This window comes from Arthrobacter arnarulunnguaqae (assembly GCF_051262515.1).
Lineage (GTDB): Bacteria > Actinomycetota > Actinomycetes > Actinomycetales > Micrococcaceae > Arthrobacter_N.
In genome coordinates, this window is sequence record NZ_JBIMER010000001.1 from 272617 (window position 1) to 285944 (window position 13328).

General features: G+C 69.1%; 10 protein-coding genes. 6 read left to right on the top strand and 4 right to left on the bottom strand.

Features of this window, described 5'->3' with window-relative positions; all coding sequences use genetic code 11:
- On the bottom strand, positions 1-678 hold the full coding sequence (locus ACHAAJ_RS01255) for an IMPACT family protein (RefSeq protein WP_435726032.1): 678 nt from the start codon (positions 676-678) through the stop codon (positions 1-3).
- Positions 679-770: 92 nt separating this feature from the next.
- Between ACHAAJ_RS01255 and ACHAAJ_RS01260 the strand changes: the two genes are divergently transcribed.
- From ACHAAJ_RS01260 to ACHAAJ_RS01285, 6 genes are all read left to right on the top strand, one after another.
- Entirely contained in the window at positions 771-3776 is a 3006-nt protein-coding gene (locus ACHAAJ_RS01260) for an ATP-binding protein (RefSeq protein WP_435726033.1), read from the top strand.
- Between the two features lie 14 nt (positions 3777-3790).
- The gene (locus ACHAAJ_RS01265; protein ID WP_435726034.1) at positions 3791-5212 is read left to right on the top strand and encodes an FAD-binding oxidoreductase; all 1422 of its coding nucleotides are present in this window, start codon (positions 3791-3793) and stop codon (positions 5210-5212) included.
- A 9-nt stretch (positions 5213-5221) separates the two neighbouring features.
- On the top strand, positions 5222-5854 hold the full coding sequence (coaE, locus tag ACHAAJ_RS01270) for a dephospho-CoA kinase (RefSeq protein ID WP_435726035.1): 633 nt from the start codon (positions 5222-5224) through the stop codon (positions 5852-5854).
- A gap of 327 nt (positions 5855-6181) precedes the next feature.
- On the top strand, positions 6182-8284 hold the full coding sequence (gene uvrB, locus ACHAAJ_RS01275) for an excinuclease ABC subunit UvrB (protein WP_435726036.1): 2103 nt from the start codon (positions 6182-6184) through the stop codon (positions 8282-8284).
- 185 nt (positions 8285-8469) lie between these two features.
- Positions 8470-9504 (top strand): TerC family protein, encoded by a 1035-nt coding sequence (locus ACHAAJ_RS01280; protein WP_435726037.1) that lies wholly within the window; start codon positions 8470-8472, stop codon positions 9502-9504.
- Positions 9505-9565: 61 nt separating this feature from the next.
- On the top strand, positions 9566-10921 hold the full coding sequence (locus tag ACHAAJ_RS01285) for an MFS transporter (protein ID WP_435726038.1): 1356 nt from the start codon (positions 9566-9568) through the stop codon (positions 10919-10921).
- On the opposite strand, the gene ACHAAJ_RS01290 is transcribed toward ACHAAJ_RS01285, so the two are convergent.
- From ACHAAJ_RS01290 to ACHAAJ_RS01300, 3 genes are read right to left on the bottom strand one after another with little or no spacing between them, the layout of a single operon-like run.
- Positions 10896-11465 carry an HhH-GPD-type base excision DNA repair protein gene (locus tag ACHAAJ_RS01290; protein WP_435726039.1) on the bottom strand — a complete coding sequence of 190 codons (570 nt, stop codon included), beginning with the start codon at positions 11463-11465 and terminating at the stop codon, positions 10896-10898. The genes ACHAAJ_RS01285 and ACHAAJ_RS01290 overlap by 26 nt on opposite strands.
- On the bottom strand, positions 11462-12826 hold the full coding sequence (locus ACHAAJ_RS01295) for an alpha/beta fold hydrolase (RefSeq protein ID WP_435726040.1): 1365 nt from the start codon (positions 12824-12826) through the stop codon (positions 11462-11464). The genes ACHAAJ_RS01290 and ACHAAJ_RS01295 overlap by 4 nt, the downstream gene beginning before the upstream one ends.
- Entirely contained in the window at positions 12823-13320 is a 498-nt protein-coding gene (locus ACHAAJ_RS01300; RefSeq protein WP_435726041.1) for a GNAT family N-acetyltransferase, read from the bottom strand. The genes ACHAAJ_RS01295 and ACHAAJ_RS01300 overlap by 4 nt, the downstream gene beginning before the upstream one ends.
- Between the last annotated feature and the right edge of the window lie 8 nt (positions 13321-13328).

The window sequence follows — 13328 nt, forward strand, 5'->3', positions numbered from 1 at the left end:
TCACCGCAGGTCCACCCAGTCGGTTCCCAGTTGCACGGCCCGTCCCGAACCGGCGGTCAGCGTCGCGAGCCGCTCGTTGAATCCAGCCAGAACGGCGGCGTCGTCGGGCAGCGCGATGCGCAGGGTCACCCCGGAGGGTCCGTAGTCGGTGCCCAGGACCGTGGTGCCGGCGGCTCGGAGTTCGTTTTCAAGCCGGCCGGCGTCGGCGTGGTGCGCGTCGATGCCGTAGCTGCACATCCGCTGGCGGCGTAGCAGGACGGCGCCGTCCAGCGCCGCGGAGACCGATTCGGAGTAGGCGCGGACCAGACCGCCCGCGCCGAGCAGGACCCCGCCGAAGTAGCGGACCACGACGGCGACGGTGTCGGAGAGCCCGGCGGTGTCCGGAGCCGTTTCGCGTTTGGCGAGTGCGTCGAGCATCGGGACGCCGGCGGTGCCGGATGGCTCGCCGTCGTCGTTGCTGCGCATGGCCGTGCGGTCGGGACCCAGTATGTACGCGCTGCAGTGGTGGCGGGCGTCGAAGTGGGTCTTGCGGAGTTCGGCGACCACCTCCCGGGCCGCGTCCTCGGTCTCCACGCGGCGCAGGTGGGTGACGAACCGGGACCGCTTGACCACGATTTCGTGCACGTGGTCGCCCTCGACCGTTGTGTACGCCGTCGCACGGCTTTCTGTGGCAGTCACCGCTCAAGCCTAGCGGCGGCGGAGGGCCCATTGTTCGCCGGTGGAGGTGGTGCGAGAATGGCGCGTGGGGGCATCGTGGGGAGACACGGATCGTGCTGAAGTTGAATTTGCTGGGCGAACAGCGCCTCACCGATGCCGGAGCCGAAGTGGGTGTCGGCAAAGCCCGTGCCCTGGACCTCCTTGCCTACTTGGTGCTGCACCCCGGCATCCTCGTTCCGCGGCAGGTGCTGGCCGGAACCTTCTGGCCCGATTCCGCGGATGCGCAGGCGCTGACGAACCTTCGGCGCGAACTCCACAACCTGCGTTGCCTGCTGGGCGGGTCCGGGCGCCTCGAGACGGCGAACGGCGCCATCGGATGGGTTCCCGACGCGGGCGTGCGCATCGATGTGGAGCTTTTCACCGGCGAGGGGGCCGCGGCTCGGAACGCCGCGGGACGGGGCGATGTCAGGGGATTCCTACGGCATGCTGACGCCGCCCTGTCCAGCTACCGCGGGGAACTGATGCCTGGGAACTATGCGGACTGGGTGGGTCCGCTTCGCGAATCGCTGCAGGGCGAATACTCGGGACTCTGCTCGGAGGCGACGGCGGCTTGGCTGAGGCTGGGACAGGCGGAACGGGCGCTGGGGCCGGCACGACGGGGAGTGCAGGTCGCACCACTGTCCGAAAGCGGATACCGCGACCTGATCGGGGTCCAGTTGGCGCTCGGAGAGCCAGCGGCAGCCATGCACACGTTCCACGGCTGTTGCCAGATGCTCGAGGGGGAATTGGGCGTGGGGCCGGGGGAGGAGACCCGGGCCCTGGTGTCCGGACTCTCCGGGGAGCACGGGCGCACTTCGCGGCGGGAACGACTGCAGGATCCCATCGGCAGGGCCCGGGAGATGGCGACACTACGCGCCGCCTGGGACGCCGCTGCTTCCGGACACGGTGCCGTGATGCTCCTGACGGGAGGCCCGGGAGTCGGGAAGACGCACCTGGCCGAGAGCCTCGCGGCCGGTGCAGCCGCGCGTGGAGCCCTCGTCGCGAGGGCGCGGTGCTTCGACGGCGGAGGGATGATCCCGCTGGCGCCGTTCGCCGCGTGGCTGCACACCAGCGGGTTTGCCGCGGTGCTGCGGGATCTCCCTCCCCGCATCCAACGCGACGTGAGCCGGCTTCTGCCAGGTGTTGGAGGCGGCACGGCGGCGCTCCCCTCCGCGGCCGCGGACGGTGAGCGCGCCATGGTCGATGCGTGGCAGCGCTTCGGCTACTTCGAGTCGCTGGCCCGCGGCATCGGGGCCGCGGGCAGGCCCACCTTGCTCGTGCTGGACGACCTGCAGTGGTGCGACAGCGAAACCGCCGCGCTGATCCACTTCCTCCTTGCGGGGGAGTACGCGCCGGGGTTGATGCTGGTCGCCACGATGCGCACGGGCGGTTCCCGCCCCGGCGGGGCCGTTGCCGGCATGCTGGCCTCGCTGCGGACCAGTGGCTGCCTCCACGAGATTCCCCTGGAACCATTCGGCGAAGCGGATACCGCCGCCCTCGCCGGCGCCCTGCGCGGAGGCCCCCTGAACGACGGTCAGGCGCGAATGCTCAGGGCGGCGACGGGAGGTTATCCGCTGTTCATCGTCCAGACCGCCCGCATTCTCCCGGAGGAAGACGACGGATCTCCACATAAGCTTGGCGCGGTGCTCGGGAACAGGATATCCGGATTGGATCCCGAGGCCAGGGCAGTGGCCGGGCTGGTGGCGGCCAACGGACGGGAAATCGGCTTGGGCTTGCTCAATGCCGCAACCGATCTCCCGGCGGGCGAGCTGGTGGCGGCCGTGGACGAACTGTGGCGCCTGGGCATCCTGGTTCCCGTGGGCCACGGTTACTACTTTGCGCACCAATTGCTGGCGGACGCCGCCTACCGGCCGTTGACCCCCGCGCAACGGTGGCTCCTGCACACCCGGCTGGCCGCGTCCCTCGAGGCGCTGCACGCCGAGGACCTGGATGCCGTGGCGGCCCTGCTCGCCGAACAGCATGCCCTGGCCTCCAACCCGGCCAGGGCGCTGCACTTCCGGATGCGTGCCGGAGCGGCGGCGGCCGGCGTGTTCGCTAACGCAACGGCGCTGGAAAGCTACCGACAGGCGCTGGACATCGTCGCGGGCTTGGATCCCGGAGCCGGCCGCGATGCGGCGGAGCTGGACGCGAGGCGCGCCATGTCTCCGCCGCTGACCGCCCTTCACGGGTACTCCTGCGCGGAGCTGCTGGAGAACCTGGAACGATCGGTCGTCCTGGCCGAGCGGTTGGGGCGCCCACGCGTGGTCGTGGCGAGTCTCATCGGCCTGTTCTGCGGGCGGCATGTTCAGGGACGTATCAAACAGTCCTACGCGATCGGCCTACGCGCCCTGGAAATCACCGCGGACGACGCCGACCTGGCGGCCCAGGCGCACTTTGCGGTGGCAGGGGCCGCCCTTGCACTGGGGCGGCCCGGCGAGGCGATCGAACACTTCGCCGCCTGCTACACAACGGTAACGCCCGGGTACTCCACGATCCTGGGAACGCGCATCGAGATCCACGCGCGGGCCTGGGCCTCGCACGCGCACTGGCTTGCCGGAGATCGGGACGGGGCGCGGCTCCTGGCCTCCGAGGCCCTTAACCGCTCGGCAGCGGCCGAACATCCCTACACCCGGGCCGTGGCACTGGCGTACGTTGCGCTATTGCGCCAACTGTCGGCCGACGCGGAGGGGCTCGGCGAGGTGGTGGACGAGTTGCTCGGGCTGTGTCGCCGCTACGACATCGCCTACTACGGACAGTGGGCGGAGATCTTCGCCGGATGGAGCACCGGGGGAGCCCCCGGCGCGCGGCGGATCCGCACCGCGATGCTGGCCCTGGAGCACCAGGATGCCGTGGTGCGAATGACGTACTGGCACTCGCTGTTGGCCGACGTCCTCGTGCGCGACCACCAACCCGTGGCGGCGCTCGCCGAAGTCGATGCGGCGCTCGAGGCGGTCCGATCGCGCCAGGAAAACTGGTGGGCGGGGCATCTCAGGGAGCAACGCGAACGGTTGGCCCGAACGGCCGAACGCTCCGCGAACGCCCGGCATCCTATCGTGGGGACCATCAACCCACCACGCTGACCAGGGAGCACGCCATGAGCCTCTCAACACCGACGGCCGTCACCGCGCATGCGGACTTCGACGAACTCGCCGCGCAGTTGCGCGGAAGCCTGACCCGACCATCGGACGCGGGCTACGACGCGGCGCGCGCCGTGTACAACGCGATGATCGACAAGCGCCCCGCGGCCATCGCCAGGGTCGCCGATGCGGCCGACGTCGTCGCTTGCGTCAATTTTGGGCGCACGCATGAGCTGACCGTCGCCGTCCGTGGAGGCGGGCACAACGCCGGTGGACTGGGAATCGCCGACGACGCGCTGGTCATCGACTTGGGCGGTCTCCGCGGCACCACCCTCGACCTGGCGGCCCACACCGTGCGCGTCGACGGCGGCGCCACCTGGGGCGACGTGGACCACGCCACGGTGCCCTTCGGGGTGGCGACGCCCAGCGGATTCATCGCCTCCACCGGCGTCGGCGGGTTGACGCTCGGAGGCGGTATCGGCTACCTGGCGCGCCGTTTCGGGCTCACCGTGGACAACCTGCTCTCCGCGGACGTGGTGCTCGCCGACGGTTCGCTGGTCAGGGCAGACGCGGACCGGCATCCCGATCTGTTCTGGGCCCTGCGCGGCGGGGGAGGGAACTTCGGCGTCGCCACGTCCTTCGTTTTCCGCACCCATGACATCGGTGAGCACGGGTTGATCATTGGGGGACCCGTGCTCTACGACCTGGCCGACACCAGCGAAGTCATGGCCTGGTACAGGGAACTGCTCCCCACGTTGCCGGCAGAACTGTCCGGCTGGATCGGCATCATGGCGATTCCGCCGGCCGCGCCGTTCCCCGAGGAACTGTGGGGCAGGAAATCCTGTGGCATCGTCTGGTGCTACACCGGCGCCCACGACCGCGCGGGCGAGGTGCTGGGACAGGTGCGGGAGTTCGGCAATCCCCTGCTGGTCGGCCTGCAGGAAATGCCCTTCAATGTGCTGCAACAGGCCTTCGACGGGCTGTATCCCGCTGGGATGCAATGGTATTGGCGTGCCGACTTCGTCGCCGAGATCTCCGACGCGGCCATCGGGATCCATGCCAGACACGGGGCTGCGCTGCCCACCGGACACTCCACCATGCACCTGTACCCGATCGACGGGGCAGCGGCCCGGGTGGGGACCGGCGACACCGCCTTCGCCTACCGGCAAGGGGGCTGGGCCGGAGTCATTGTGGGGGTCGATCCCGATCCGGCGAAGGCGGAGCTCATCAGCGACTGGGCGCGCTCCTATTCCGAGGAGCTCCACCCCACCACCGCGGGGGGAGCCTACGTCAACTTCCTCATGGACGAGGGACAGGACAGGGTCCGAGCGGCATACCGGGGCAACTACGAGAGGCTGGCCCGCATCAAGGCCATCTACGACCCCGCCAACCTGTTCCACGTCAACCAGAACATCCCCCCGGCCGAAGGCGCCCGATAGGGTGGGGGAATGCTCAATGTTGGACTCACCGGCGGGATTGCCGCCGGAAAATCGGCCGTCGCGTCGCGGCTTGTCGAACTCGGAGCCGTCCTCATCGACGCCGACGCGATCGCCCGCGAGGTGGTCGCGCCGGGGACGGAGGGACTGGCCGCCGTGGTCGAGGCGTTCGGTGACGGCGTGCTCGGGACCGACGGCGCGCTGGATCGGCCCGCGCTCGGTGCGCTGGTCTTCGCCGACGAACCGGCTCGGCTGAAGCTCAACGGGATCGTGCACCCGCTGGTCCGTGCGGAGGCGGCCCGCCGGCGTGCGGCGGCCGCACCCGGCGCCGTCGTGGTCCAGGACATCCCCCTGCTGGTGGAGACCGGGCAGGCCGGAAACTTCGATCTGGTCGTGACAGTCCAGGCGCCGGAGCCCGAACGGATCCGCCGCATGGTTCAGGACCGCGGCATGGCCCGGAGCGAGGCCGAATCCCGCGTATCCGCCCAGGCCACGGACGCCGAACGCGCGGCCGCGTCCGACGTCGTGCTGGAGAACTCGGGAACCCTCGGCGACCTGCTGGCCTCCGTGGACCGCCTCTGGAATGAACGGATACTGCCGGCGGCGGCCGTGCGCGCCCCGGGGAAGCCCGGGGCCGGACCGTGACGCCGCGCGCGTCCGATCCGACGCCGGGTTTCGAATTCGGGGACGGCATGCGCTGGGTGCGGCGGACCTTCTCGGCCATGGCGGCTTGCCTGCTGGTCGCCCTCGTGCTGTGGCTGGCGGTCGGGGGGGGCGCGCTGAGTTCACCACGTCCTCCGCTCCGTGGACGTGGCGCGTGCTGGTCCCCGGTTGGCTGGCCGGACTCGGAATGGTGCTGGCCGTCGGCGGGGGAGTGTTGTTCGCGCGCGAGTTGGCGGGTTCCATTCTCGGCCGATTAAGCCATCGGCGGTAGTGGCGCAATGCGTCCGGGGCCGGGCGTAGCCTTGTCCCATGAGTCTTGCCCAGCAAATCAACCGCGTCGTGGCGCCGTTCGAGGTGGTCAGTGATTTCCAGCCCGCAGGGGACCAGCCGCAGGCCATCGGCGAGCTGACCGAACGGATCAAGGGCGGTGAGAAGGACGTCGTGCTGCTGGGTGCCACCGGCACGGGAAAGAGCGCGACGACGGCGTGGCTCGTCGAAAAGGTGCAGCGTCCCACGCTGGTCATGGTGCAGAACAAGACCTTGGCGGCGCAGCTGGCCAACGAGTTCCGCGAGCTGCTGCCCAACAACGCGGTCGAGTACTTCGTTTCCTATTACGACTACTACCAGCCCGAGGCCTACGTCCCGCAGACGGACACGTTCATCGAGAAGGACTCCTCGATCAACGAGGAGGTGGAGCGGCTGCGGCACTCGGCCACCAACGCGCTGCTGACCCGGCGCGACGTCGTTGTGGTCGCCACAGTGTCCTGCATCTACGGCCTCGGCACTCCCGAGGAATACGTGGCGGGGATGGTGACGCTGCGCCGGGGCATGGAATTGAACCGCGACGACCTCCTGCGGAAGTTTGTGTCCATGCAGTACGCGCGCAACGACGTGGACTTCCACCGGGGAACCTTCCGCGTGCGCGGCGACACCGTCGAGATCATCCCGATGTACGAGGAGCAGGCGCTGCGCGTCGAGTTCTTCGGGGACGAAATCGAAAAGATCTTCACGCTCGATCCGCTGACGGGCGAGATCATCCGGGAGGAGACGGAGATGTACGTCTTCCCGGCCAGCCACTACGTCGCCGGGCCCGAGCGCATGAACCGGGCCATCACCGACATCGAGGACGAGCTGCGAGTGCGTCTGGAGGAACTGGAGTCGCAGAACAAACTGGTCGAGGCGCAGCGCCTGCGGATGCGCACCACCTACGACCTCGAGATGATGCAGCAGATGGGCTTCTGCAACGGGATCGAGAACTACTCCCGGCACATCGACGGACGCGGACCCGGCACGGCGCCGCACTGCCTGATCGACTACTTCCCGGACGACTTCCTGCTCGTTGTCGACGAGTCGCACGTGACCATCCCGCAGATTGGCGCGATGTACGAAGGCGACATGTCCCGCAAGCGCACGCTGGTGGAGCACGGGTTCCGCCTCCCGTCCGCCATGGACAACCGTCCGTTGAAGTGGGACGAGTTCCTCGAACGCATCGGCCAGACCGTGTACCTCTCGGCGACGCCGGGCAAGTACGAGCTCGGAAAGGCCGACGGGACGGTCCAGCAGATCATCCGTCCGACCGGCCTGATCGACCCCGAGATCGTCGTCAAACCGACGAAGGGCCAGATAGACGATCTCCTGGACGAGATCCGCGAACGGACCGAGAAGAACGAGCGAGTGCTCGTCACCACGCTGACCAAGCGTATGGCGGAGGACCTCACGGGCTACCTCACGGAGCACGGGGTCAAGGTCGAATACCTGCACTCCGATGTCGACACACTGCGCCGCGTCGAGCTGCTTCGCGAACTTCGGTTGGGCGTCTTCGACGTGCTGGTCGGCATCAACCTGCTGCGCGAGGGGTTGGACCTGCCGGAGGTTTCCCTGGTGTCGATCCTGGACGCGGACAAGGAGGGCTTCCTCCGCTCGGGGACCTCGCTGATCCAGACGATCGGCCGCGCGGCCCGCAACGTGTCCGGCCAGGTGCACATGTACGCGGACCGCATCACGGACTCCATGGCGCACGCGATCTCCGAAACCAATCGGCGGCGCGAAATCCAGATGGCATACAACAAGGAAAAGGGCGTGGATCCACAGCCGCTGCGGAAGCGGATTGCGGACATCACGGACCAGATCGCCCGCGAGGACGCCGACACGCAGGAACTGCTGAACAACCAGCGGCTGGCCAAGGGGGCCAAGCGCAGCAAGTCGGCCAAGGACAGGGGCGAGGCTGCCGTCAAGCGGGACGGGCTGGCCGCGGTCCCCGCGGAAGACCTCGTGGACCTGATTACGCAACTCACCGATCAGATGCACGGAGCGGCCGCGGAACTGCAATTCGAGTTGGCAGCGCGTCTGCGCGACGAGGTGGGGGACCTGAAGAAGGAACTGCGCCAGATGAAGAACGCCGGGCACGCGTAGGTCCTGCCCTGCGATAGACTGTTCCGAGCGTAGGGGAGTATCCCGAACACTGTGGACGTCAGCACGCGGGGCAATGGGGCACCGCCGGGCGCAGTGGCCGGACCCGGACACCGGGCGGCGGAGAGACTTGCGGCAATCACTTGTATCCGCAATCGGTGCTTCGCGCCGCCCCCGAAAGGTCACCTGTGTCAGACCAGCTTTCCACCCAGTTCCAGACCATCACGTTCGTGGTGCTCGGACTGGTCCTCCTCTTCGATCTCCTCTACGTGGTAAAGCGACCGCACGAGCCCTCCATGAAGGAAGCCGGCCTGTGGGTCGGCTTCTACGTCACCCTCGCCCTGGTGTTCGCCGGCCTGATGTTCTGGCAGGCCGGGCCGGACTACGGCCAGGAGTTCATCGCCGGGTGGGTCACCGAGTACAGCCTCAGCGTGGACAACCTCTTCGTCTTCATCATCATCATGGCCAGGTTCTCCGTGCCGCGCAGGTACCAGCAGGAGGTGCTGATGTTCGGCATCATCATCGCGCTGATCCTCCGCGGCATCTTCATCATGGTGGGCGCCACCGTGATCGAGCACTTCACCTGGGTGTTCTACATCTTCGGCGCCTTCCTGCTCTGGACCGCCTGGAAGCAGGCCACGGACTCCGGCGAGGACGAGGAAGAGGGCTCCGAAAACGGCCTGATCGCGCGGCTCACGTCACGGCTTCCGATGAGCAAGGACTACGACGGCAACAAGCTGCGCACCACCGTTGACGGTCGCCGCGTCTTCACCCCGATGGTCGTCGTGTTCATCACCATCGGCATGACGGACCTGCTGTTCGCCGTCGACTCGATCCCCGCCATCTTCGGCCTGACGCAGAGCGCCTTCATCGTGTTCACGGCCAACATCTTCGCGCTGATGGGCCTGCGCCAGCTCTACTTCCTGTTGGGCGGACTCATGGACCGGCTCATCTACCTCAAGCACGGACTGTCGGTCATCCTGGCTTTCATCGGCGTCAAGCTGGTCTTCCACGCGATGCACGAGAACGAGTTGCCGTTCATCAACGGTGGCCAGCACATCGAATGGGTACCCGAGATCTCGACGCCCCTTTCGCTGGCCGTCATCCTCGGAACGATCGTCGTCGCGACGGTTGCCAGCCTGCTGAGCCCGGCCGGCAAGAGGGCCGCCATGGACGCGCGCCTGGCCAAGGACGTCGAGCTCGCCCGCTCGGACGCCGAGTAGTCACTCACGCACCCTTCTGAACAACCTCGTCCCCGTAGCGGGTGGTTGCTACGCTGGGGCGGTGAGCGAGCCAACCGACGCGGCGTTGGGCCGCCTTCCCCAAAGGAAGGCGCTCCAGCGCCGCGTTGTTTTGTCGTTGTCCGTGGCCCAGCTCTTCAGCGGCGTCGGGAACGGGGCGGGGCTGGCGCTCGGCTCCCTGCTTGCCGTGGAACTCACCGGAAGCGACGCGTTCGCGGGAGCGTCCACCACCGCCATCTCCGTGGCCGCGGCGGTCGCCGCGATGCCGCTGGCCGGGCTGGCCATCCGCCGCGGACGCAGGGTCGCGTTGTCCGCCGGCCTCGCACTGGCCGCGCTGGGCGCGCTCGGCATGGTGCTGGCGCCGGTCGTGCGCAGCTTTCCGCTGTTGCTGGTGGCGTCGGGGCTGTTGGGCGTCGGGATGGCGGCCAACCTGCAGGCCCGTTTCGCGGCCACCGACCTGGCCGACGACGCAACGCGCGGCCGCGACTTGGGACTCGTCGTCTGGGCCATCACCATCGGTGCCGTCGGCGGTCCCAACCTGATCCGTCCCGGCGCGGAGTTGGGCGCGGCGTTGGGGCTTCCGGAGCTGAGCGGGCCCTTCCTGTTTTCGTTCGCCGGACTGCTCGTGGCACTGCTCGTGCTGAACATCGGGCTGCGGCCGGACCCGCTCCAGATGGCCCGGGCCGCCACCGGGGACGCACCCGCCGACGTGAATCCGGCGGCGGCGGTCCGGGGCGCCCCGGGCAGGCCTTCCCTGCGCGAGGGGATGGCCGCGTTGCGCGACTATCCCGCGGCCAGAATGGGCATCGCGGCGATCGTCGGTGCGCATCTGATCATGGTGGCGGTCATGTCCATGACGCCGGTGCACTTGAAGAACCTGGCCGCGTCCGAAGTCGCCCACGCCGGCCATGCCGTGGGCGGGCAGGTGCCGGCCGACGCGCTGGTGATCATCGGTTTCACCATTTCGCTGCACATCGCCGGCATGTACGCGCTGTCGCCGCTGGTGGGACTCCTGGCCGACCGGTGGGGTCGGCCGCGCACGATGCTGCTCGCCCAGGCCGTGTTTGCGGCGTCACTGCTCACCAGCGCGCTGGGCAGTCAGTCCAGACCCGCCGTCGTCGTCGGACTGGTGCTCTTGGGCCTTGGATGGTCGCTCGCGACCGTGTCGGGATCCGCCTTCGTCTCCGAGAGTGTCCCCGGCCAGGTCCGCGTCCTGGTGCAGGGGGCGGCCGACGCCCTCATGGGCGCGGCGGGTGCCCTCGGCGCCGCGCTCTCCGGCGTCGTGCTGGCGCTGGCGGGCTTCGGGGGGCTGAACTACGCCGCCATGGCCGTGGCGGCGTTCGTCGGGGCCTGGTGCCTGCGCGTGGTGTTCGCTACTTCTTTTTCGCCGCGGCCTTAGCGGCCTTCTTCGTCGCGCGGACCTGGGCGAGCGATTCCGCGTCGACGATGTCCGCCACGGACTTCCGGGCGCCCTCCTCGCCGTAGGGCCCGGACGCCTCGCGCCACCCCGCGGCGTCGAGGCCCCGCTGCTTGCCCAGGAGCGCGAGGAAGATCCGCGCCTTTTGGTCTCCGAAGCCCGGCAGCGCCTTGAGCCGCTTGAGGACCTCGGCGCCGTCCGGCCCGCCGCGCGTCCAGAGGGCAGCGGCGTCGCCGCCCCATTCGGCCTCGACGACGGCGCAGACCGCCTGTACTCGTTGGGCCATGGACCCCGGGAAGCGGTGTACGGCGGGGGACTGCCGGAAGACCTCGAGGAGGTCGTCGGGTGGGTAGGCGGCGATTTGGGCCGCGTCGAGTGCGCCGATCCGGTCGCGGATCTTTGCCGGGCCGGCGAAGGCCGATTCCATGGTGACCTGCTGGTCCAGGAGCATCCCGAGCAACAGCGCCAGGGGGCTCTCGTCGAGCAGTGCGTCCGCGGCCTCGTCGCCCGTGATGTGCAGAGTCATGATTCGTTTCCTTCCGCGGGGCCCCGTTGGGATGCCTGAGGTGTTTCTGCGTCGGCGGGCTGCGGTTCGGTCATCCCCAGCAGGCGCGCGAAGATGCCGGCGCCGTCGTCCGCGATGCCGTCGTGGTGGTATTCGCCCGTCTCCCAGACGCGGAGGCCGCGGACAAGGGACGCCGTCTCCATGCTCAGGTCGCGGTCTACGTACACGTCGTCCGAGTACACCGCGGCGGCCACCGGAATGGTGTTCGTGGCCAGCACGTCCAGATCGTACAGTTCCGGCCACTCGTCGATGGACGCCAGCAGCCCGGCAGTCTGTTCCAACGGGCGCAGTGCCGGGTCCTCATCGAAGTACCACGGGTAGACCATCTCCCCGGTGAGGAGCGGCTCGGCGGCGTCCGGGTGGAACGCCGGGAACTCCGTCAGGACGCGTGCCGCCGCCCAGTCGGTGGCGAACCCCTGGGCATAGATCGACTCGTGCATCAGCGCGTAGAGCGGGTTCGTCAGCCGTGCGGCCTGCGCCTGCAGCACCGCCAGGAAGGCGTCGCCGAGGCGCGCCCCGCCGGGGGTGGGGACGAACGCTTGTTCGAACGCGTGGTGCAGCTGGTCCACGCGGGTGTTCCCTCCGAGGAACTGGCCGAGCATCTGGACCAGTGCCCGCGTCACGGGCCGGCCGTCGGGCAGGCGCTCAGCGGTGCTCCCCAAGTGCTCGAAGACCCGATTCAGGACGGCGCGGTCCTCGGGGTACTCCGCGAAGTACTCCGCGTTCCTGGCTTCCATGCGGGCGTAGGTGGCGCGGTAGACGCGGTCGGCGTCGCCGCGGACGGGGCCCAGGCCCCCCGTGATCAGGCAGCGTGCCAGCCCGCGCGGAGCGTGCGAGAGGTAGCTCAGGGTGCAGAATCCGCCGTAGCTCTGCCCGAACGTGGTCCACGGCCCGGCCCCCAGGATCCCGCGGATGGCCTCGGCGTCGCGGACGATCGAGTCGGCGCGGAAGTGGGTCAGGTAGTACGCCTCGGCCGCGGAGTCGCCCCGCAACGGCAGCGTCTGGCGGTTGGCGGGGGTGCTGAGGCCGGTCCCGCGCTGGTCGAGAAGGAGGATGCGGAAAGCCTTTGCGGCCTCGGCCATCCAGCCGGACAGCGAGGAGATGCGCGGGGACTGTCCGCCGGGGCCGCCCTGCAGGTAGAGCAGCCACGGCAGGGACTCCGGATCCGCGTGCTCCAGGGACACGACCTCCCGGGCGAAGACCGTGATGGTCTCCCGCCCGGGCGCCGCGTGGTCCAACGGGACGGTGAAATAGTGCTCGGTGGCGCGCATGCCGCGGAATTCATGGACGGCGGCGACCCGGTGCGCCTCGTGGAGCGTCATGGCCGGGATCCCGCGTCCGCGAGGGCCTGGCCGTCCAGTCGGCGCACCGTCCAGCCGTCCATCGAGCCCGCTCCGAGGGCGTCGTAGAAGCCGATCGCGGGTTCGTTCCAGTCCAGCACGCTCCATTCGAGGCGGGAATAGCCGCGTTCGACGGCGATGCGGGCCAGGTTGCGCAGGAGCCGTTTGCCGTGGCCGGCTCCGCGGACGCCGGGATGGACGTACAGGTCCTCGAGGTGGATGCCGTGGGTGCCCTCCCACGTGGAGTAGTTGAGGAACCAGATGGCGGTTCCGACCACGCACAGGTCCGTCCCGCCGGGCAGGGTGTCCTCGACGACATGCGCGAACACGCGTGGCTGGTCGCCGAACAGGCTGAGGTGGAGTCGGTCCTCGGTGTTCCTGACCGCGTCCGGTTCCCGCTCATAGGCGGCCAGATCACGGATGAGGCCGAGGATCGCGGGGACGTCGTCGGGTCGCGCGTCGCGGATGTCGCTCATGTGACCCA

Coding starts and splice junctions, on each gene's coding strand:
- ACHAAJ_RS01265 (WP_435726034.1), top strand. CDS start 3,791: ATGAGCCTCTCAACACCGACGGCCGTCACCGCGCATGCGGACTTCGAC.
- coaE (WP_435726035.1), top strand. CDS start 5,222: ATGCTCAATGTTGGACTCACCGGCGGGATTGCCGCCGGAAAATCGGCC.
- uvrB (WP_435726036.1), top strand. CDS start 6,182: ATGAGTCTTGCCCAGCAAATCAACCGCGTCGTGGCGCCGTTCGAGGTG.
- ACHAAJ_RS01290 (WP_435726039.1), bottom strand. CDS start 11,465: ATGACTCTGCACATCACGGGCGACGAGGCCGCGGACGCACTGCTCGAC.
- ACHAAJ_RS01295 (WP_435726040.1), bottom strand. CDS start 12,826: ATGACGCTCCACGAGGCGCACCGGGTCGCCGCCGTCCATGAATTCCGC.
- ACHAAJ_RS01300 (WP_435726041.1), bottom strand. CDS start 13,320: ATGAGCGACATCCGCGACGCGCGACCCGACGACGTCCCCGCGATCCTC.